Annotated in this window: 20 protein-coding genes; 8 read left to right on the forward strand and 12 right to left on the reverse strand. The window is 72.2% G+C overall.

All coding sequences use genetic code 11. The annotated features are described in order from the left end of the window. Positions 1-84 precede the first annotated feature (84 nt). On the forward strand, positions 85-963 hold the full coding sequence (locus G6N10_RS09480) for a hypothetical protein (RefSeq protein WP_085095225.1): 879 nt from the start codon (positions 85-87) through the stop codon (positions 961-963). Between the two features lie 573 nt (positions 964-1,536). Here the strand turns inward: G6N10_RS09480 and G6N10_RS09485 are convergent. The 5 genes from G6N10_RS09485 to G6N10_RS09505 form a co-directional block, all read right to left on the reverse strand. Then, entirely contained in the window at positions 1,537-3,024 is a 1,488-nt protein-coding gene (locus G6N10_RS09485; protein ID WP_085095227.1) for an amino acid permease, read from the reverse strand. 36 nt (positions 3,025-3,060) lie between these two features. Next, entirely contained in the window at positions 3,061-4,299 is a 1,239-nt protein-coding gene (gene manA, locus G6N10_RS09490; RefSeq protein ID WP_085095229.1) for a mannose-6-phosphate isomerase, class I, read from the reverse strand. Then, positions 4,296-5,444, reverse strand: a complete 1,149-nt coding sequence (locus tag G6N10_RS09495) for a TobH protein (protein ID WP_085095231.1) — start codon at positions 5,442-5,444, stop codon at positions 4,296-4,298. Before G6N10_RS09495 ends, manA begins: the two co-directional genes overlap by 4 nt. Next, a complete protein-coding gene (locus G6N10_RS09500; RefSeq protein WP_085095233.1) occupies positions 5,441-6,823 on the reverse strand; it encodes a phosphomannomutase/phosphoglucomutase in 1,383 nt (460 codons plus the stop codon). Before G6N10_RS09500 ends, G6N10_RS09495 begins: the two co-directional genes overlap by 4 nt. Before the next feature lie 79 nt (positions 6,824-6,902). Next, positions 6,903-7,331, reverse strand: a complete 429-nt coding sequence (locus tag G6N10_RS09505; protein WP_197745639.1) for a DUF3499 domain-containing protein — start codon at positions 7,329-7,331, stop codon at positions 6,903-6,905. 65 nt (positions 7,332-7,396) lie between these two features. On the opposite strand from G6N10_RS09505, the gene G6N10_RS09510 reads away from it, so the two are divergent. Beyond that, the gene (locus tag G6N10_RS09510) at positions 7,397-7,888 is read left to right on the forward strand and encodes a metallopeptidase family protein (RefSeq protein WP_085095235.1); all 492 of its coding nucleotides are present in this window, start codon (positions 7,397-7,399) and stop codon (positions 7,886-7,888) included. Between the two features lie 42 nt (positions 7,889-7,930). Here the strand turns inward: G6N10_RS09510 and G6N10_RS09515 are convergent, their stop codons facing one another. Beyond that, positions 7,931-8,266 carry a WhiB family transcriptional regulator gene (locus G6N10_RS09515; RefSeq protein WP_234810524.1) on the reverse strand — a complete coding sequence of 112 codons (336 nt, stop codon included), beginning with the start codon at positions 8,264-8,266 and terminating at the stop codon, positions 7,931-7,933. Positions 8,267-8,604: 338 nt separating this feature from the next. On the opposite strand from G6N10_RS09515, the gene cofD reads away from it, so the two are divergent. The 3 genes from cofD to G6N10_RS09530 are packed head-to-tail and all read left to right on the forward strand — an operon-like array spanning position 8,605 to position 11,506. Then, positions 8,605-9,597, forward strand: coding sequence for a 2-phospho-L-lactate transferase (gene cofD, locus G6N10_RS20385; protein WP_085095237.1), 993 nt, complete (start codon positions 8,605-8,607; stop codon positions 9,595-9,597). Beyond that, positions 9,594-10,949, forward strand: coding sequence for a coenzyme F420-0:L-glutamate ligase (locus tag G6N10_RS09525; protein ID WP_085095239.1), 1,356 nt, complete (start codon positions 9,594-9,596; stop codon positions 10,947-10,949). Before cofD ends, G6N10_RS09525 begins: the two co-directional genes overlap by 4 nt. Beyond that, positions 10,946-11,506, forward strand: a complete 561-nt coding sequence (locus G6N10_RS09530) for an NUDIX hydrolase (protein WP_085095241.1) — start codon at positions 10,946-10,948, stop codon at positions 11,504-11,506. Before G6N10_RS09525 ends, G6N10_RS09530 begins: the two co-directional genes overlap by 4 nt. On the opposite strand, the gene manB is transcribed toward G6N10_RS09530, so the two are convergent. From manB to rfbD, 3 genes are read right to left on the reverse strand one after another with little or no spacing between them, the layout of a single operon-like run. Continuing rightward, on the reverse strand, positions 11,488-12,573 hold the full coding sequence (manB, locus tag G6N10_RS09535; protein ID WP_085095243.1) for a mannose-1-phosphate guanylyltransferase ManB: 1,086 nt from the start codon (positions 12,571-12,573) through the stop codon (positions 11,488-11,490). The two genes, G6N10_RS09530 and manB, sit on opposite strands and share 19 nt — an antisense overlap. Next, positions 12,570-13,463, reverse strand: a complete 894-nt coding sequence (locus tag G6N10_RS09540) for a glycosyltransferase family 2 protein (protein WP_085095245.1) — start codon at positions 13,461-13,463, stop codon at positions 12,570-12,572. Before G6N10_RS09540 ends, manB begins: the two co-directional genes overlap by 4 nt. Positions 13,464-13,480: 17 nt before the next feature. Continuing rightward, positions 13,481-14,380 (reverse strand): dTDP-4-dehydrorhamnose reductase, encoded by a 900-nt coding sequence (rfbD, locus tag G6N10_RS09545; protein WP_109750478.1) that lies wholly within the window; start codon positions 14,378-14,380, stop codon positions 13,481-13,483. Positions 14,381-14,484: 104 nt separating this feature from the next. Here rfbD and G6N10_RS09550 point away from each other — a divergent pair, with 104 nt between their 5' ends. The 3 genes from G6N10_RS09550 (at position 14,485) to G6N10_RS09560 (ending at position 17,620) form a co-directional block, all read left to right on the forward strand. Continuing rightward, positions 14,485-15,921: an LCP family protein gene (locus G6N10_RS09550; protein WP_109750480.1), complete on the forward strand. Its 1,437-nt coding sequence runs from the start codon at positions 14,485-14,487 to the stop codon at positions 15,919-15,921. A 26-nt stretch (positions 15,922-15,947) separates the two neighbouring features. Next, on the forward strand, positions 15,948-16,628 hold the full coding sequence (locus tag G6N10_RS09555) for a TIGR03089 family protein (RefSeq protein WP_085095249.1): 681 nt from the start codon (positions 15,948-15,950) through the stop codon (positions 16,626-16,628). Positions 16,629-16,828: 200 nt separating this feature from the next. Beyond that, positions 16,829-17,620 carry a biotin--[acetyl-CoA-carboxylase] ligase gene (locus G6N10_RS09560; protein WP_234810520.1) on the forward strand — a complete coding sequence of 264 codons (792 nt, stop codon included), beginning with the start codon at positions 16,829-16,831 and terminating at the stop codon, positions 17,618-17,620. A 50-nt stretch (positions 17,621-17,670) separates the two neighbouring features. Here G6N10_RS09560 and G6N10_RS09565 read toward each other — a convergent pair whose 3' ends face one another. The 3 genes from G6N10_RS09565 to G6N10_RS09575 all read right to left on the reverse strand — a co-directional run bounded on the left by G6N10_RS09565 (position 17,671) and on the right by G6N10_RS09575 (position 20,698). Then, complete coding sequence (locus tag G6N10_RS09565) at positions 17,671-18,840, reverse strand: acyl-CoA dehydrogenase (protein WP_085095253.1); 1,170 nt, start codon at positions 18,838-18,840, stop codon at positions 17,671-17,673. Positions 18,841-18,947: 107 nt separating this feature from the next. Further along, positions 18,948-19,454 (reverse strand): 5-(carboxyamino)imidazole ribonucleotide mutase, encoded by a 507-nt coding sequence (gene purE, locus G6N10_RS09570; RefSeq protein WP_085095415.1) that lies wholly within the window; start codon positions 19,452-19,454, stop codon positions 18,948-18,950. A gap of 14 nt (positions 19,455-19,468) precedes the next feature. Beyond that, on the reverse strand, positions 19,469-20,698 hold the full coding sequence (locus tag G6N10_RS09575) for a 5-(carboxyamino)imidazole ribonucleotide synthase (protein ID WP_263993561.1): 1,230 nt from the start codon (positions 20,696-20,698) through the stop codon (positions 19,469-19,471). Positions 20,699-20,721 lie beyond the last annotated feature (23 nt).

Raw genomic sequence — 20,721 nt, forward strand, 5'->3', positions numbered from 1 at the left:
ATATGACCTTCCATTGTAAAGTCGTTGGCGACGACCTGTGGATGACGGACTCCGGCCGGTGCCACGGCAGCGCCACGGTGGGGCATGGATCGGATATTCCTCGGGAAAGAGGCGCTGGCGGCGGAAACCGTCACCCGCCAGGACCTGCGCCGGTACTGCACCCGGTTGCTGCCCGGCGTCTACGCCAACGCCTCGATCACCCCCACGTTCGCCGACCGCACCCGGGCCGCGTGGCTCTGGTCGCGCCGACGCGGGGTGATCACCAGCCTGGCCGCCGCGTCGTTGCTCGGCGCTCAATGGGTCGACGACGAGGAGCCCGTCGACCTGAACTTCGCCAACAACAAGGCCCCGGCGGGGGTGCGCACGCACCGCAACCTGCTGCTGCCCCAGGAGACCGCGCCGATCGGCGAGATGACCGCGACGGTCCCCGCGCGCACCGCGCTGGACCTGGCCCGCAGCGGCACCCTCCGGCAGGCCGTCGCCCGACTCGACGCGCTGGCCCGCGCCACCGCGGTCACCGCCGATGCGGTGCTGGAACTCGCGCGCCTGCACCCCAACCTGCGCGGCGTCCGCCGGGTCAGCGAGGCACTGACCCTGATGGACCCCGGCGCCGAGTCACCGCGGGAGACCTGGCTGCGGCTGATGTTCATCGAGGCGGGGTTCCCGCGGCCCCAGACGCAACTGCCGGTGCTGCGCGACGACGGCGAGTCCAGCTTCTTCCTCGACCTGGGCTGGCAGGAGGTCATGGTCGCCGCCGAGTACGAGGGTGACCAGCACCGCACCGACCCGGAGCAATACCGCGACGACATCACCCGCCTGGAGTACATCCAGTCGCAGGGCTGGACCGTCATCCGGGTCGCCGCCCAGATGCCCCGCACCGAAATTCTGCGCCGCACCCGGTTGGCCTGGCAGGCTGCGCGGACTGCCGGCCGGGGCACCGCGGCGGATGCGCCCATCGAGTGAGAACCCAGGGACGTTGGTGGGAAGTTTCGGTGGGCGGCGGCATCGAGTGAGAACCCAGGGACGTTGGTGAGACATTTCGGCGGGCGGCTGCATCGAGTGAGAACTCAGGGACGCTGGTGAGAAGCCACGGACGCTAGTGAGACATTTCGAAAGCCCCGCCCATCGAGTGAGAACTCAGGGACGTTGGTGAGAAGCCACGGACGCTAGTGAGAACCCAGGGCGTCGCTCAGCATCGAAAGAGAATCTAGGGACACGTTGTTCGAGAAGACCCCGCCCAGAGTTCTCACTCGATGAAAGCAGCCGCCACCACGTCTCACCAACGTCCCTGAGTTCTCACTAGCGTCCACCAGTTCTCACTCGATGCAGCCACCCGCCGAAACGTCTCACCAACGTCCCTGGGTTCTCGCCAACCGCCACCAGGTCTCACTCGATGACGGCAGCCGCCACCACGTCGCCGTCGACCGCCGCCACGTCGCCGCCACCCGCCGCCACGTCGCCGTCGACCGCCCGCAGTTCTCACCAACGTCCACCAGGTCTCGATGCAGCCGCAACGGTCAGCCCCGGACGCAGCCCTCAGCCCTTGGCGCGCTCGGCCTCGGCGACCCGGGAGTGGCGGTATCCGTAGAGCAGGTAGACCACCACGCCGATGGCCATCCAGATGCCGAACCGGATCCAGGTCAGCCCGGTGAGGTTCAGCATCAGCCACAGGCACGCGATGATCGCGGCGATCGGCAGCCACGGCGACAGCGGCACCCGGAAACCGCGCTTGAGATCGGGGCGGGTGCGGCGCAGGATCAGGACGCCGGCGGAGACCAGCACGAAGGCGAACAGGGTGCCGACGTTGACCATCTCTTCGAGCTTGTCCATCGGGAAGACCACCCCGGCAAGGACGATCAGCACCGAGATCAGCACCGTCAGCCGCACCGGGGTGCCGCGGCTGCCGGTCTTGGCCAGCGATCGGGGCAGCAATCCGTCGCGCGACATCGCGAACAGCACCCGGGTCTGGCCGAGCACCAGCACCATCACCACCGTGGTCAGGCCGGCCAGCGCGCCGACGGAGATCAGCACGGCCGCCCAGTCGACGCCGTTGGCGGTGAACGCGGTGGCCAGGTTGGCGCGCTGCCCGTCGGGCCCGGTGCGCAGTTCGGTGTAGGACACCATCCCGGACATCACCACCGCCACCGCGACGTAGAGCACCGTCACGATCGCCAGCGACGCGAGGATGCCCTTGGCCACATCGCGCTGCGGATCCTTGGTCTCCTCGGCGGTGGTCGCCACCACGTCGAAGCCGATGAAGGCGAAGAACACGATCGAGGCGCCGGCCAGTACGCCGAAGATGCCGTAGTGGCTGGTGGTCGCGCCGGTCAGCATGGAGAACAGCGACTGGTCGACGCCGGTGCCTGCGACCGAACCGGCCTCGGCCGGCGGGATGAACGGCGAATAGTTGGCCGGGTTGATGTGGAACGCCCCGACCGCGACGACGATCAGCACCACCGTCACCTTGATCGCGGTCACCACCAGCGAGAACCGCGAGGACAGCCGGGTGCCCAGGCAGAGCACGGTGGCGACCACCGCGATGATGGCGACCGCGCCGAAATCCACGTGCAGCACGCCGAACTCCCAGCGCAGGCTGCCGATGTCGAACCGGTAGCCCAGCACCGTGGACAGGTACGACGACCAGCCCTGGGCCACCACCGCCGCGGCGACCGCGAACTCCAGGATCAGGTCCCAGCCGATGATCCAGGCGATGAACTCACCGAAGGTGGCGTAGGAGAAGGTGTAGGCGCTGCCGGCCACCGGCACGGTCGAGGCGAACTCGGCGTAACACAGCGCGGCCAGCCCGCAGGTCACCGCCGCGATCAGGAACGAGACGATGATCGCCGGGCCGGTGATGTTGCCGGCGGTCGAGGCGGTGACGGTGAAGATGCCGGCGCCGATCACGATCGACACCCCGAAGATGGTCAGGTCGACCCAGGTCAGGTCCTTGCGCAACCGGGTACCCGGCTCGTCGGTGTCGGCGATCGACTGCTCGACGGATTTGGTGCGCCAGTTCACAGCCATTCGGGGAATCTACAGCGCGGCCGGGCCGTCGCGGGCTCAGTCCTCGCCGCCCAGCCCGACGGTCGCCCGGAACAGTTGGGCCGGCTCGGCGGCGCGCAGCCGCAGCGGCCCGTCGTCGGCCGGCACCCAGGCCGCGTCGCCGCGGTCAAGATCCAGCGTGCCGGCCTTGCCCCGGACCTCGACCGTGCCCCGGGTGCACACCAGGATCTGCGGCCCCTCATACGGGCACGGCGCGTCGATCTCGTGGCCGAGCCACTCCCCCTCGATGTCGAACACCGACACCGCGAACTCCGGGGTCGGGGTCCGATAGATCCGCATGCAGCCGTCGTGGTCGACGTCGGGCCGCAGGTCGGCCTCGGCCACCGGATGAAAGTCCAGCACCCGCATCAGCTCCGGCACGTCGACGTGCTTGGGCGTCAGGCCGCCGCGCAGCACGTTGTCGGAGTTGGCCATCACCTCGATGCCGACGCCACGCAGATAGCTGTGCAGGTTCCCGGCCGGCAGCGCGATCGCCTGACCGGGGTCCAGATGCATCCGGTTGAGCAGCAGCGCGGCCAGCACCCCCGCGTCGCCCGGGTAGCGTTCCCCGAGCTCCAGCAGGGTGCGGGCCTCGGCGGCGAACTCGGTGCGCCCGGACTGCACGTAGCTGATCGCGCCCTCCAGCACCGCGGGCACCAGCACGTCGAGCCCCGGCTGCGGGGCGGTGATCCAGGTGGTGAACAGCGCGCGCAGGCCGTCGGCCTCCGGCTGACCGGCCAGCAGGTTGATGTAGGGATCCAGGTCGGCGACGGCCAGCGCCCGCATCAGCGCGATGGTCTGCTCGACGGGGCGGAAACCCGCCAGCGCCTCGAACGGCCCGAGCGCGACCAGGATCTCCGGCTTGTGGCTGCTGTCGCGGTAGTTGCGCTCCGAGGAGGACAGCGGGATGCCCATCCGATCCTCCCGCTCGAAACCCTCCACCGCCTGCGCGCTGCTGGGGTGGGCCTGCAGCGACAGCGGCTCGTCGGCGGCGAGCACCTTCACCAGAAACGGCAGCAGCTCGCCGAACCGGTCACACACCGCCGCGCCGAGCTGCCCGTCGGGATCGGCGCGCAGCAACTCCGGCAGCGACTCCTCGCCGTCGGCGGTGGTCACGGTAGCCGGATCGCCGGGATGGGCGCCCAGCCACAACTCGGCCTCCGGGTGCGGGGCCGGGGTGGGGCGTCCGGTGAAGTCGGCGATCGCGGTGCGCGATCCCCAGGCGTAGGTCCGAATCGCGCCGCGCATCCGGTTCACGACGCCGCCCCCTCGACCAGCCGCAGGTACGCCGCGGCCATCTCCAGGCGCACCGCCAGCACCGCCAGCTGCGGTTCCGGGCGCAGCGCCGCGGCGGGCGCCCCGGCGACCGGGGACCGCTCCGGGGACGGCAGGCCGTCGTCGACGGGCCGGCCCTCCCCGGCCGGCTCGCCGCCGGGCGCGACATCACCGATGCCGATCAGCTCGACGTCGCCGTACCCGGCGGTGCGCGCCTCGGCCACCGCGCGGTCGGCGACCAGCGTCGGCACCAGCACCAGCGGGCGGTCCGGCAGCGGTCCGTCGAGTTCCTCGTCGTGGAACAGCGCGGCCACGTCCGCGCCGCCGGTGCCCGCCAGGCCGGTGTGCAGGGCGACCAGGGCATCGGCCAGCCCGGCCGCCGCGACCACCCGATGCCCGACCCGCAGCAGCACCTCGGCGGCGTGCCGGGCCAGCGCCAGCGTCGCCGCGCAGTCCCCGGCCAGCACCGTGGCATGCCCCGAAATCCGTTGCGCCAGAATCTTTGCCGGGTTGGTGAACAGGTCGCGGCCGGCGCTGTTGCGCAACGCCTCGGCGTCCAGGTCGTCGGCCAGCGCGGCCAGGTCGAGTCGCGCGGCGGGGTCGATCGCGCCGGCCACCGCCAGCCCGACGGCCAGGTAGCGGCTCAGCCCGAACTCGTCGGGCACCGGCAGCCGCGGCGCCAGCTCGGCGGCCCGGCCCGCAACCGCGTCGCGCAGCGGTCCCTCCAGCGGCGCGGCGACCACCACCCGGGCACCGCGGCGCACCCCCACCCCGGCGGCGTGCACCAGCGCCGGGTCCGCGGGGTCGTCGCCGGCGAGCACCAGCACGTCCAGCGCGCCGATCCACGGCGGCACCGTCGGGGTCAGCACCATCGGCGCGGCGGCGACCGGGGCCAGCGTCGCGGCCAGCATGGCACCGGCGGTGGCGGCCGGGCCGCGGCCGGCGACCCAGATCAGGCAGCGGGGCTGCTCGGAGCCCAGCCGGGCCAGCGCGCCCTCGTCGAGGGCGGCGGCGACCGCGCGGACCTGCGCGCCGGCCATCGAGGCGCCGCGCAGCAGACCCTCGCGGTCCGCGCCGATCAGCCCGTCGGCGTCATCGAGGTCCAGCCGCTGGCGCACAGCGCTCACGGCGCTCCGGTCTGCGCGTCGATCACCGCACTGACCTGTTCGACGATCCGGGCGACCCCGGCCTCATCGGGGGCCTCGGCGTTCAGCCGCAACAGCGGCTCGGTGTTGGAGCTGCGCAGGTTGAACCAGACGCCGTCGCCGAGGTCGACGGTGACGCCGTCGAGCCGGTCGGTGTCGACGATCTGCGCGGCGAACCGCTCCAGCACGGCGGCCACGCAGGCCGGCGCGTCGGCGACGGTGAAGTTGATCTCGCCGGAGGCGGCGTAGCGCTCGTAGCCGGCGGCCAGCTCCGACAGCGGCCGATCCTGCCCGCCGAGCTCGGCCAGCACATACAGCGCGGCCAGCATGCCGGAGTCCGCGCACCAGAAGTCCCGGAAGTAGTAGTGCGCGGAGTGCTCGCCGCCGAAGATCGCGCCGGTCTCGGCCATCAGCGCCTTGATGTAGGAATGCCCGACCCGGGAGCGCACCGGCGTGCCGCCCCGCTCGGCGACCAGCTCCGGCACCGCCCGGGAGGTGATCAGGTTGTGGATCACCGTGCCGCCGGGCACCCGGGTCAGCTCGCGGGCGGCGACCAGCGCGGTCACCGCCGACGGGGACACCGCCTGGCCGCGCTCGTCGACGACGAAGCACCGGTCGGCGTCGCCGTCGAAGGCCAGGCCGATGTCGGCGCCGGTCTCCACGACGAAGCGCTGCAGGTCCACCAGGTTCGCCGGATCCAGCGGGTTGGCCTCGTGGTTGGGGAAGCTGCCGTCGAGCTCGAAGTACAGCGGCAGCATGGTCAGCGCCTCGATCGGGCCGAGCACCGCCGGGGCGGTGTGCCCGGCCATGCCGTTGCCGGCGTCGACGGCCACCCGCAGCGGACGCAGTCCGGTCACGTCGACCAGGGTGCGCAGGAACGCGCCGTAGTCGGCGAGCACGTCACGGTCGGTGACCGCGCCGGGCGGGCCGTCGTGGCCGGGCACCCCGGCGATGACCTCGTCGCGGATCTCGGCCAGCCCGGTGTCCTGGCCGACCGGTTTGGCGCCGGCCCGGCACAGCTTGATGCCGTTGTAGGCGGCCGGGTTGTGGCTCGCGGTGAACATCGCGCCGGGGCAGTCCAGCAGGCCGGAGGCGAAGTACAGCTGGTCGGTGGAGGCCAGCCCGATCCGCACCACGTCGAGTCCCTGCGCCCGCACCCCGTCGGCGAACGCGGCCGCCAGCGCCGGGGAACTCTCCCGCATGTCGTGGCCGATCACCACCTGGGACGCCTCGCCGCGGACCAGCCGGGCAAACGCGCCGCCGACCTCGGCGACGAACGCCTCGTCGATCTGTTCGCCGACGACGCCGCGGACGTCGTAGGCCTTGATGACACGGTGGACCGCCGCGGCGGGTCGGGACATCGGAAAACTCCTGACGGGACGGGGAATGTCTGCCGTCAGCCTAGTCGGTCGCCGTAGCGCTGTTGCCGCTCCGCGGAGACTAGTCGGCCGGGTCCGGCAAAACCCGCAGGTGCCCGCGGCGCCGACCCATCGTGGTCGGCCGGTTGGCCGGCGGGCTCAGCAGCGAGGCGGTCGCCGGGGCGCCGCCCGGGGAGCCGGCCGGATCGACGAACCCGGCCCGCACCGCGGCACCGCGGGTGTCGCGGCCGCCCTCGCGGACCGCGTCGGCCAGCGCGACCAGGTCGTCCTCGTCGGGATTGGTGGGCAGCGGTCCGGCGTGCCGGACCAGCTCCCAGCCCCGGGGGGCGGTGATCCGGCTGGCGTGGCCGACGCACAGATCCCAGGAGTGCGGCTCACGGATCGTGGCCAGCGGGCCGACGACGGCGGTGGAGTCCGCGTAGACGAAGGTCAGCGTCGCCACGGCATAATGGGGGCACCCCGGCCGGCAGCAGCGACGAGCAACATTCACGGCTGTGAGGCTATCCTGCCGGGTCGGCCACCGGGTACCGGACACGCGGCATCGCGGCCGCTCCGATGTCCAACCGTTACGATCCCAGCGTGGCCAAACCCCGCAGTGCCCGCGCCGCCGCGCGGCACGGACGCGCATTCCGTGGGCCGCTGCTGCCGCCGTCGGTCCCGGGTTGGCGCAGCCGCGCCGAGCGTTTCGACATGGCGGTGCTGGAGGCCTACGAGCCGATCGAACGGCGCTGGCATCAGCGGCTGTCCGAGCTGGATGTGGCGGTCGACGAGATCCCGCGAATCTCCGCGCGCGACCCGGAGAACGTGAACTTCCCGCCCGAGGTGATTGCCGACGGGCCGATCGCGCTGGCCCGGCTGATCCCGGCGGGCGTGGACGTCCGGGGCCAGGCCACCCGGGCACGAATCGTGTTGTTCCGCCGCCCGATTGAACGGCGCGCCAAAGACACCGTGGAATTGGGGGATCTGCTGCACGAGATCCTGGTCGCCCAGGTGGCCACCCATCTTGGAGTCGAACCCTCCGTTATCGACCCCACGATCGGCGACTGACCTCGCAGCGGTTGCCGGCGTGGCCGGCTCGGGTACTGCCGGCTAGATCACGCCGCGTTTGAGCCGACGACGCTCCCGCTCGGACAGTCCGCCCCAGATGCCGAACCGCTCATCGTTGGCCAGCGCGTACTCCAGGCACGCGTCCTTGACCTCGCAGCCCAGGCAGATGCGCTTGGCCTCGCGGGTGGAGCCGCCCTTCTCCGGGAAGAACGCCTCGGGGTCGGTCTGCGCGCACAGCGCGCGCTCCTGCCACTGATCGTCGACAAGTTCCGATCCGGCGTCGAACGCGTCGGTCACCAGGCTCAGGTGCGGCCGAGGCGGCAGGCCCGGCAGCCCCAGCGGAGTCGGAACGATGTCGGCGCGGGAAGTATTTGCCATCGCGCCCAAAAAATGCTCAAAGGACATGTTCCCCCTCCTCATCCTCGTGTCGTGGTTGTCGTCCGCAAGATCGTGCTCATCCACTATTGAACTGGCGCCATTTCATTCGAACATTCGATCGAATTCCGGTCTGCGACACCGGAACCGGTGTGACGTACCGGGAAATGACACTGGTGTGATTAGACACGGGTTAGCTGCCGAGGTCAAGCGATTCGGGCGTCCGCCATAGCATTTTCCGCCGACAATCCGGTGTGTCGAAACACCCGCGTGTCGTGTTAGTAACCACACCGAGACGCCGGTCAACCCCGGCGGCCGGCGACGCCCTAGGCTCGTTCGACGTGAAGGTCACCGTTTTGGTCGGCGGCGTCGGCGGCGCCCGGTTCCTGTTGGGTGTGCAGAAGTTGCTGGGGCTCGGGCAGTTCGCCGGGTCCGGCGCCGACCCCGGCGAGCACCAACTGACCGCCGTGGTCAATATCGGCGACGACGCCTGGATGCACGGGGTGCGGATCTGCCCGGACCTCGACACCTGCATGTACACCCTCGGCGGCGGCATCGACCCGGAACGCGGCTGGGGCCATCGCAACGAAACCTGGCACGCCAAGGAGGAACTGGCCGCCTACGGCATACAACCGGACTGGTTCGGCCTCGGCGACCGCGACCTGGCCACCCACCTGGTGCGCAGCCAGATGCTGCGGGCCGGGTATCCGCTCGGCCAGGTCACCGAGGCGCTGTGCGCGCGCTGGCAGCCCGGCGCCGCCCTGCTGCCGGCCAGCGACGACCGCTGCGAAACCCACGTGGTGATCACCGATCCGGACACCGGGGACCGCCGGGCCATCCACTTCCAGGAGTGGTGGGTGCGCTACCGGGCCCAGATCCCCACGCACAGCTTCGCGTTCGTCGGCGCCGAACAGGCCACCGCGGGCCCCGGGGTCGCCGAGGCGCTGGCCGAGGCCGACGTCGTGTTCCTCGCGCCGTCGAACCCGGTGGTCAGCATCGGGGCGATCCTGGCCGTCCCGGGGATCCGCGGCGCGCTGCGCTCCACCGCCGCACCGGTGATCGGCTACTCCCCCATCATCGCCGGAAAACCGCTGCGCGGGATGGCCGACGAATGCCTGAGTGTGCTCGGCGTGGAATCCAGTTCGCAGGCCGTGGCGCAGCATTACGGTGCGCGTTCGGGTACCGGACTGCTCGACGGCTGGCTGATCAGCGAGGGCGACCGCGCCGAGGTGCCGGGCGTGCAGGTGCGCGCGGTACCGCTTTTGATGACCGATCCGGCGGCCACCGCGCAGATGGTGCGCGCCGGGCTGGACCTGGCCGGGTTGCCGGCGTGACCGTCGTTGAGCACGGCACCGGCGCCGAACTGCAGGTGCTGCCGGTGGCCGGGCTGCCGGAGTTTCGGCCGGGCGACGACCTGGCGGCCGCACTGGCGGCCGCGGCGCCCTGGCTGACCGATGCCGACGTCGTTGTCGTCACCAGCAAGATCGTGTCCAAGTGCGAGGGCCGCATCGTCGCCGCGCCTGCCGACCCCGAGCAGCGGGATGCGTTGCGGCGCAAGCTGATCGACGAGGAGGCGGTGCGGGTGCTGGCCCGCAAGGGCCGCACGCTGATCACCGAGAACTCCTACGGCCTGATCCAGGCCGCCGCCGGGGTGGACGGCTCGAACGTCGACAGCGGCGAATTGGCCCTGCTGCCAACCGATCCCGATGCCAGCGCGGCAGCTCTGCGGTCGCGGCTGCGCGAGCTGCTCGGCATCGAGGTCGCCATCGTCATCACCGACACGATGGGCCGGGCCTGGCGCAACGGGCAGACCGACACCGCGATCGGCGCCGCGGGGCTGCCGGTGCTCTACAACTACTGCGGCGCCGTCGACGAGCACGGCAACGACCTGCTGGTCACCGAGGTGGCCCTCGCCGACGAGATCGCCGCGGCCGCCGACCTGGTCAAGGGCAAGCTCACCGGCATCCCGGTCGCGGTGGTCCGCGGGCTGCGGCTGCCCGACGACGGGTCCACCGGCCGCGACCTGCTGCGCGCAGGCACCGAGGATCTGTTCTGGCTGGGCACCGCCGAGGCGATCGAGCTGGGCCGCCGCCAGGCGGTGCCGCTGCGCCGTTCGGTGCGCCGGTTCGCCGCCGCGCCGGTCGCCCCGGAGCTGATCGAGGCGGCCTGCGCCGACGCGCTGACCGCCCCGGCCCCGCACCACAGCCGGCCGGTCCGGTTCCTCTGGCTGCGCACCCCGGCCCGCCGCGCCGCGGTGCTGGCGGCGTTGACCGAACGCTGGCGCGCCGACCTGCGCGGCGACGGCCGGTCGGCCGAATCGGTGCAGGCCCGGCTGGCCCGCGGGCAGATCCTCTACGACGCGCCGGAGGTGCTGATCCCGTTCCTGGTGCCCGAGGGCGCGCACCACTATCCCGACGCCGCGCGCAACGCCGCCGAGCAGACCATGTTCACCGTCGCCGCGGGCGCGGCCGTGCAGGCCCTGCTGGTGGCGCTGGCCGCCCGCGGGGTGGGCAGCTGCTGGATCGGCTCGACGATCTTCGCCCCCGATGTGGTGCGCGCCGAGTTGGCGCTGCCGCCGGACTGGGCACCGTTGGGCGCCGTCGCCGTCGGATATCCGGAGGATCCCGACGCGCTGACCGAGCCGCGCCCGGTCGGTCCGGCCGGCGACCTGCTGGTCACGCTGTGAGCCTGCACGCCTCGGTGGTCGCGACGCTGACCGACTGGGACGCCCCCGACGACGACCGGGACGCGCTGCGCCAGGCGGTGCTCGGTTTCGTGCTGGCCCGCGCCGACGCCTGCGAGCGGGCCTGCGAGCCCGGGCACATCACCGCCTCGGCGGCGGTGCTCGACCACACCGGGACCCGGGTGCTGCTGACGCTGCATCCGCGGCTGGGCCGCTGGGTGCAGCTCGGCGGGCACTGCGAACCCGAGGACGGCGACATCCGCGCGGCGGCGCTGCGGGAGGCCACCGAGGAGTCCGGCATCGCCGGGCTGCGGCTGCTGCCCGACCTGGCCACCCTGCACGTGCACGCGCTGACCTGCTCGTTGGGCCGCCCGACCCGGCACCTGGATCTGCAGTTCGTCGCCGTCGCGCCGCCGGGCGCCGAGCCCGCCCGCAGCGACGAGTCGCTGGATCTGGGCTGGTGGCCGGTGGACGCGCTGCCGGCCGGCAGCGACGCCGCGCTGACCCGGCTGGTCGCGGTGGCCACCGCGGCGGCGGCGAACTACACGTCGCTGGAGTAGCGGATCCCGCAGTCCGGCAGCACCACGCCCGGCCACACCCGGGCGCCGCGCAGCAGCTCGCAGCGGGCGCCGATGTCGGCGCCGTCGCCGACGATGCCGTCCCGGATCAGCGCCCGCGGCCCGATCTTCGCGCCGTAGCCGACGATCGACCGCTCGATCACCGAACCGGCCTCGACCTTGGCGCCGTCGAAGATCACCGCGCCGTCCAGCCGCACCCCCGGCCCGATCTCGGCGCCGCGGCCGACCACGGTGCCGCCGTAGAGCAGCGCGCCCGGCGCGACCGAGGCCCCGTCGTGCACCAGTGATTCGCCGCGGTGCCCGGCCAGCGCCGGCGACGGCGCGATGCCGCGCACCAGATCCGCCGAGCCGCGCACGAAGTCCTCCGGGGTGCCCATGTCGCGCCAGTAGCTGGCGTCGACGTAGCCGAAGATCGGCACCCCGTCGGCCAGCAGTCGCGGGAACACCTCGCGCTCCACCGACAGTTCGCGCCCGCGCGGCAGCGCCTCGATGACGGCGCGGTTGAACACGTAGCAGCCGGCGTTGATCTGGTCGGTGGGCGGATCCTGGGTCTTCTCCAGGAACGCGGTGACCCGGCCGTCGGCGTCGGTGGGCACCGAGCCGAAGGCGCGCGGGTCGGCCACCCGCACCAGGTGCAGCGTGACGTCGGCGTTCTTCTCGGCGTGGAAGCGCAGCAGCTCGAGCTCGTCGACGCCGGAGAGCACGTCGCCGTTGAACACCGCGACGGTGTCGTGGCGCAGCGCGGGCAGCACGTTGGCGATGCCGCCGCCGGTGCCCAGCGGCTCCGGCTCGAAGACGTAGTCGATCTGCAACCCCAGCTTGGCGCCGTCACCGAACTCGACCTCGAACACCTCGGCCTGGAACGAGGTGCCGAGCACCACGTGCTCGATGCCGGCCGCGGCGATCCGAGACAGCAGGTGGGTCAGGAACGGCAGCCCGGCGGTCGGCAGCATCGGCTTGGGCTTGGACAGCGTCAGCGGACGCAGCCGGGTGCCCTTGCCGCCGACCAGAACGACCGCGTCGACCTGCTTGGGATCCAGTGTGCTCATCGGTTGCCCTTCCTCATCTCCCGCCGGGACATCTCCCGCCGGGACTTGCGCACCACCAGCCGCGACCGCGCCGCCAGGGCGCCGCGCATCGCCCAGCGCAGCGGGGCCTTGGCGGCCCCGGTGTGCCGGTCGGACAGGTAGGTCCAGGTGCTCCGGTGATGCGCGGCCAGGTTGCGGGCCGGATCCCGGCCGGTGGAATGCCCCTTGTCGTGCAGGATTTCCGCGGACGGGGCGAAGACGTTCTGCCAGCCGGCCCGGCCCAGCCGGTCGCCGAGGTCGACGTCCTCCATGTACATGAAGTAGCGCTCGTCGAAGCCGCCGATCTCCTCGAATGCCTCGCGCCGGACCAGCAGACAGGACCCCGACAGCCAGCCGACGGCACGCTCGCTGGGCGCCTGGTGATCCTGGCGGTAGGCGGCGGTCCACGGGTTGCTCTTCCAGAACGGGCCGACGACGGCGTGCATGCCGCCCCGCACGATGCTGGGCAGCTGCCGCGCCGAGGGGTACACCGAGCCGTCCGGGTCGCGGATCAGCGGGCCCACCGCGCCGGCCCGCGGCCAGCGCCGCGCCACCTCCAGCAGCGCGTCGATGCTGCCGGGGCTCCACACCACGTCGGGGTTGGCGATCACGATGAACTCCGGGTCGCCGTCGGCGACGCTGGCGACGCCGCGGTTGACCGCGCTGCCGTAACCGAGGTTGCCGCCGGTGCGCAGCAACACCGCGTTGGGGTAGCGCTCGACGGCCTCCTCGGGGGCTCCGTCGGTGGACCCGTTGTCGGCGATCACCACCGTCGCCGGGCGGTCGGTGGCCACTGTCAGCGACGACAGGAACCGTTCGAGGTGCTCACCCGGTGAATAGGTCACCGTCACCACGGGCAATTCGTCGGTCACCGCTAGAGGGTAAACGGTCAGCGGTGGCCGGGGCCGCCGACGCCGCTCAGCGCATCGTCGAGGGCGGCCCGCCAGTCCCGCAACCGGGTCAGTCCGGCCCGTTCGGACAGCACCGAGCCGAGCGCCGAGTAGCCCGGCCGGGCCGCCGGGCGCGGGTGCCGGGCGCTGGGCACCGGCCGCACCAGTTTCGGGTCGGCGCCCGCCGCGGCGTACACCGCGCGGGCCTGCCGGTACCGGCTGACCGCACCGGCGTTCGCGGCGTGCACGATCGGCATCGTCACGTCGAGATCGACGATCGTCAGCAGCGCGGTGACCAGGTCCCGGACGTAGGTCGGCGAGCCGATCTGGTCGTCGACCACCTCCGACACCTCCCCCGCCCTGGCCCGGGCCCGCATCACCGAGACGAAGTCGCGGCCGCCGTCGTCGCCGGTATAAACCCAGGCAGTGCGGACAATCCGGGCCTGCGGGCAGGCCGCCAGCACGGCGCGTTCACCGTCGAGCTTGGTCCGGCCGTAGACCGACAGCGGCGCGGGCTGATCGTCGGGTTCATAGGGCCGGTCCCGGCCGGGCGCCCCGCCGAAGACGTAGTCGGTGGAGATGTGGATCAGCCGCGCGCCGACCGCCGCGCAGGCCGTCGCCAGGTGCTCGGGTCCGGCGGCGTTGACCGCGCGGGCCCGCTCCGGATTCGCTTCGGCGCCATCGACGTCGGTGAAGGCCGCGCAGTTGATCAGCACGTCGCCGGGCTCGATCAGGTCCCGGGCCGCAGCCGGATCGGTGATGTCCCACTCGGCGGAGGTGAATCCGGTCACGCTGCGGCCGACGGCGGCGCGCACCAGGGCGCGCCCGACCTGGCCTGCGGCGCCGGTCACCACGATCCGGGCGAGCCGGACGCTGGCGGCGGCTTGGGAAGGGGGCACCCGCCGAGTCTGGCACGCCGGTACCTCGGTTACCGGGGAAGGCGCGGACCCGCCAGTAACCTGAGGTCGTGCCGAACCGGATCTTTCGCGCCTTCGTGACGCTGATGGCGGTGACCATCGTCTGCGGCACCGGCCTGGCCTGGACGAAGGTCCGCTCGTTCGAAAACGGCATCCACCACATCAGCACCACCGCGCTCGGCGGCGGCAAGGACGACGGCGCGATCGACATTCTGCTGATCGGGATGGACAGCCGCACCGACGCGCACGGCAACCCGCTGTCGTCCGACGAGCTGGCCCGGTTGCGCGCCGGCGACGACGTGGCCACCAACACCGACACCATCATCCTGGTGCGCATCCCGAACAACGGGCAGTCGGCGACGGCGATCTCCATCCCGCGCGACTCCTACGTCAACGCCCCCGGCCTGCGCAAGATGAAGATCAACGGGGTGTTCGGCGAGGTCAAGCTGGACACTATGAAGGAGCTGATCGAGCAGCAGGGTGTGGACCCGGCGATCGGCGAGAAGCGCGGCACCGAGGCCGGCCGCGAGGCGCTGATCGAGACCGTCGCCGACCTGACCGGGGTGACCGTCGACCACTACGCCGAGATCGGCCTGCTGGGGTTCGCGCTGATCACCGACGCGCTCGGCGGCGTCGACGTGTGCCTGAAGAACGACGTCTACGAGCCGCTGTCGGGCGCGGACTTCCGGTCCGGCTGGCAGAAGCTCGACGGCGCGCAGGCGCTGAGCTTCGTGCGGCAGCGCCACGACCTGCCCCGCGGCGACCTGGACCGGGTGGTCCGCCAGCAGGTGGTGATGGCGCAGCTGGCCCACAACGTGATTTCCGGCAAGACGCTGACCAGCCCGTCGACCCTGAGCGCGCTGCAGGAGGCGGTGCAGCGTTCGGTGGTGCTGTCCGACGGCTGGGACATCATGAACTTCATCCAGCAGCTGCAGGACCTGGCCGGCGGCAAGGTGGTCTTTGCCACCATTCCGGTGCTGCGGGAGGACGGCTGGAGCGACGACGGCGAGCAGTCCGTGGTGCGGATCGACTCGGCGGAGGTCAAGGACTGGGTCGCCGGCCTGCTGCACGACCAGGCCGAGGGCAAGTCCGAGGAGGTCAGCTACACCCCGGACAAGACCACCGTCGAGGTGTACAACGACACCGACATCAACGGGCTGGCCTCGTCGGTGTCGACGGTGCTGGCGGGCAAGGGGTTCTCGGAGGGCCCGGTCGGCAACCATGAGGGCGATCGCGCGGAGAAGTCGCAGGTGGTGGGCAGCTCCGCGGACGACCTCGGCACCAAGGCGGTGGCCGAGGCGCTCGGTGGGCTGCCGGTCGTCGCCGACGAGTCGATGCCGACCGGACGGGTGCGGGTGGTGCTGGCCGACGACTACGCCGGCCCCGGTTCGGGCCTCGACGGCGGCTACCTCTCCCTCGGCGGGACCGAGACGACCACCACCACCACCGAGGAGGAGGTGCCGGTGCTGCCGCCGTCGCCCGTCTTCACCGCCGGAAACGATGATCCGCAGTGCGTGAACTGACCCTGACCGGCGCGCTGCTGGATCCGATGCTGGCCGCCGACCCGATGGGTCCGCGGATCACCTTCTACGACGATGCGACCGGCGAGCGGATCGAGCTGTCGGCGGTGACGCTGGCGAACTGGGCCGCCAAGACCGCCAATCTGCTGCGCGACGAGTTGCTCGCCGGTCCGGGCAGCCGGGTCGCGGTGCTGCTGCCGGCGCACTGGCAGAGCGCGGCGGTGTTTCTCGGGGTCTGGTGGATCGGCGCCGAGGCAGTGCTGTCCGGGCCCGCCGACGTGGCGGTGTGCACCGCCGACCGGCTCGACGAGGCCGACGACGCGGTGTCCGCGGCGATGGGCGAGGTCGCGGTGGCCTCGCTGGATCCGTTCGGCCGGCCCGTCGAGGACCTGCCGATCGGGCTGACCGACTATGCGACCGCGGTGCGGGTGCACGGCGACCAGATCGTGCCGGAGGCCCAGCCCGGCCCGGCGCTGGCCGGCAAGTCGGCGACCGAGGTGCTCGCCGCGGCCCAAAGTGCCGCCGCCGCAGCGGGTTTGCGCCCCGGCGAACGGGTGCTCTCGACGGCGGACTGGGACAGCCCGGACGCCTTGATCGCCAACCTGCTGGCGGTGTTCGCCGTCGGCGGCTCGCTGGTGCAGGTCGCCAACCCCGATCCCGCCGCGCTGGGGCGCCGGACCCAGACCGAGAAGGTCACCCGGGTCCTCTAGCCCCCTTTTGCCGCGCCCCCTTTTGGCGCGAGCTCTCAACTGTGTACGCAATCCACGCCGTGTCGCGTACCAGGATGAGCGCTGGGCATTACTCCGCTGCGCCAGCGCTCAACGGTGTACACAATCCGCGGCGCGTCGCGTACCAGGTTGAGCGCTCGGCGGGGTGGGGGCGCGCGGCCCGCGGGGCTAGGCTGGCCGCCGTGACCGCCGATCGCGCCCCACTGGACCCGGACTTTCTGCGCTCCCACGCCCCGAGCTGGCGGCGCCTGGACGTCGTCGACGAAACCGGTTCCACCAACGCCGATCTGGTGGCCCGCGCGGCCGCCGGCGAGGAGATCGCCGGCGCCGTGCTGCTGGCCGAGGCGCAGACCGCGGGCAAGGGCCGGCACGGTCGCAGCTGGACCACCCCGCCGATGGCGCAGGTCGCGCTGTCGGCCGGTGTCGCCGTCGACGGCGTCGGGCCCGACGGCTGGGGCTGGCTTCCGCTGCTGACCGGGGTGGCGGTCGTCGACGCGGTCCGCGCCGTCGCGGGGGTCGACGCCGGGCTGAAGTGGCCCAACGACGTGCTGGTGGCGGGCCGCAAGCTGGCCGGGATCCTCGCCGAGGTGGCCGCCGGCCCGGTGATCGTGGTCGGGCTGGGCCTCAACGTCTCGCTGCGCGCCGAGGAGGCGCCGGTGGACACCGCCACCTCGCTGGCCATGCTGGGCCGCCCCGGCGACCGAAATGTGTTGGCGGCGGCGGTCCTGGAGAACCTCGCCGCCCGGGTGTCGGACTGGCGCGCGGCCGGCGGTGCGTCCGCCGCGCTGCGGGCGGATTACCGCCGGCTCAGCGTCACGCTCGGCGCACCGGTGCGGGTGCTGATGCCCGGCGAGGCCGAGATCACCGGAACCGCAGTCGATCTCGACGAGCTGGGCCGCGTCGTCGTCGACGACGGCAACGCGCGCACCGCGGTGGCCGCCGGCGACGTCACCCATCTGCGCCCGCAGCACTGACGCCGCGAGCGCTCACCCCGATAACCGGGGTGAGCGCTCGCGGAACGGCGTCAGCGCAACAGCGCGCGGCTCATCACCACCCGCTGAATCTGGTTGGTGCCCTCGTAGATCTGGGTGATCTTGGCGTCGCGCATCATCCGCTCGACCGGGAAGTCGACGGTGTAACCGGCGCCGCCGAACAGCTGCACCGCGTCGGTGGTGACCTCCATCGCCACATCCGAGGCCCAGCACTTGCTGGCCGCCGAGATGAAGCCCAGGTTGGTCTCGCCACGCTCGGCGCGGGCGGCGGCGTGGTAGACCATCAGCCGCGCCGACTCCAGCTTCATCGCCATGTCGGCGAGCATGAACTGCACGGCCTGGAACTCGCTGATCGACTTGCCGAACTGCTTGCGGTCCTTGGTGTATTCGAGCGCCGCGTCCAGTGCGCCCTGGGCGATGCCGACGGCCTGGGCGCCGATGGTCGGGCGGGTGTGATCCAGGGTGGCCAGCGCGGTCTTGAAGCCGGTGCCGGGATCGCCGATGATCCGGTCGCCCGGGATCCGGCAGTTCTCGAAGTGCAGCTCGGTGGTCGGGCTGCCCTTGATGCCGAGCTTGCGCTCCTTGGATCCGACGATGAAGCCCTCGTCGTCGGCGTGCACCATGAACGCGGAGATGCCGTTGGCACCCTTGTCGGGGTCGGTCACCGCCATCACGGTGTACCAGGTGGACTTGCCACCGTTGGTGATCCAGCACTTGGTGCCGTTGAGGATCCAGTCGTCGCCGTCGGCCTTGGCCCGGGTCCGCATCGCGGCGGCGTCGGAGCCGGCCTCGCGCTCGGACAGCGCGTAGGAGGCCATCGCCTCACCGGCGGCGATCGACGGCAGCACCTGGGCCTTGAGCTCGTCGGAGCCGCGCAGGATCAGGCCCATGGTGCCCAGCTTGTTGACCGCCGGGATCAGCGAGGCCGAGCAGTCGACGCGGGCGACCTCCTCGATGACGATGCAGGCCGCCACCGAGTCCGCGCCCTGGCCACCGAACTCCTCGGGCACGTGCACGGCGTTGAAGCCCGAGGCGACCAGTGCGTCCAGCGCCTCCTGCGGGAAGCGGGCGTTCTCGTCGACGTCGGCGGCGTGCGGCGCGATCTCCTTCTCGGCGAGCGCGCGAATCGCGGCCCGCAGTTCCTGGTGCTCCTCGGGCAACTGGAACAGATCGAACGACGGGTTTCCACCCCATGCGGCCATCAGAATCCTCCTAAGCTACTCGCCGGTAACCCTACTCGGCGTGCCCCGGCTCCGGGAAATCAAACGCCGCAGACCAATTCTGGCAGGGACGCGCGCCGAATCGGCCGTCACTGCAACAATCGGCGCCGCAGCGCCTCGTCCTTCTCCAGCACCATCGCCTCCAGGTCCTCCTGGAACTCGACCATCTTGTCCCGCAGCTCACGGTCGGCGGCGCCCAGAATCCGGACCGCCAGCAGGCCGGCGTTGCGCGCCCCGCCGATGGACACCGTCGCCACCGGCACCCCGGCCGGCATCTGCACGATCGACAGCAGCGAATCCATCCCGTCGAGCCGGGCCAGCGGCACCGGCACCCCGATCACCGGCAGCGGGGTGGCCGCGGCGACCATGCCCGGCAGGTGCGCGGCCCCACCGGCACCGGCGATGATCACCTCGATGCCGCGGTCGGCGGCGCCGCGCGCGTAGTCCATCATCCGCGTCGGCGTGCGGTGCGCGGACACCACGCCCACCTCGAAGGGCACCTCGAAATCGGCCAGCGCCTCGGCCGCGGCGTCCATCACCGACCAGTCGCTGTCACTGCCCATGATCAGCCCCACCCGGGGCCCCGGTCCACTCATCGCGTTCTCCTCGGTCATGACGAATGCGGGTCCCATCCGTCGGTCCACTCCGCGTGCGACAGCCAGTGCGACGCCCGGTTCGCCCGCTCGCGCACGGTCGCCACGTCCTCACCCGGCCGGCCGACGACATTGACGTGCCCGAGCTTGCGCCCGGCCCGCTCCCCCTTGCCGTACATGTGCACCTTGGCATCGGGAATCCGGGCGAACAGGTGATGCACCCGCTCGTCGAGGCACATCGCCGGCGGCTGCGGCGCGCCGAGCACGTTGGACATCACCGTCACCTCCGAGCGGGCCGCGGTGTCGCCGAGCGGATAGTCCAGCACCGCGCGCAGATGCTGCTCGAACTGGCTGGTCACCGCGCCGTCCATGGTCCAGTGCCCGGAGTTGTGCGGGCGCATCGCCAGCTCGTTGACCAGAATCTCGCCGTCGACGGTCTCGAACAGCTCCACCGCCAGCACGCCGACCACGCCGAGTTCCTCGGCCAGCCGCAACCCGAGTTGCTGCGCGGCGGCGGCCGTCGCCGCAGGCAGCTCCGGCGCGGGGGCCAGCGTCTCCACGCAGATGCCGTCGCGCTGCACGGTCTGCACCACCGGCCAGGCCGCACCCTGCCCGAACGCCGAGCGGGCCACCAGCGCCGACAGTTCGCGGCGCATCGCCACCCGGTCCTCGATCAGGATCGGCACCGACTCCGCGAGGTACCCGGCGGCGGCCTCGCGGGCCTGCTCGACGGTGTCGCACAGCACCACGCCGCGGCCGTCGTAACCGCCGCGAATCGTCTTGATCACCGCGCCGCCACCGGCCTGCGCGGCGAACGCGGCGGCCCCCTCGGCCGAGTCGACGGCGGCAAACCGCGGCACCGGGGCCCCCAGCGCGGTGAGCCGCCGGCGCATCACCAGCTTGTCCTGGGCGTGCACCAGCGCCTCCGGCGGCGGGGCGACGTCGACGCCGTTGGCCACCAGCCGCCGCAGGTGTTCGGTCGGCACGTGCTCGTGGTCGAAGGTGACCACGGTGGCGCCGTCGGCGACCCGGACCAGCGCGTCATAGTCGGTGTGCGCGCCCAGCACGATATCGGGGCTGACCTGCGCGGCCGGGTCGGTGGCGTCGACGGCCAGCACCCGTAGCGTCTGGCCGAGCGCGATGGCGGCCTGGTGGGTCATGCGGGCCAACTGGCCGCCGCCGATCATGGCGACCACCGGCGCGGTCGGCCGCGGCCTGCGGGGCGGATTGTCACGGGGTTCGGGCACCCGGATATGGTGGCACGCCGGGC

The sequence above is a fragment of the Mycolicibacterium fallax genome (assembly GCF_010726955.1).
Lineage (GTDB): Bacteria > Actinomycetota > Actinomycetes > Mycobacteriales > Mycobacteriaceae > Mycobacterium > Mycobacterium fallax.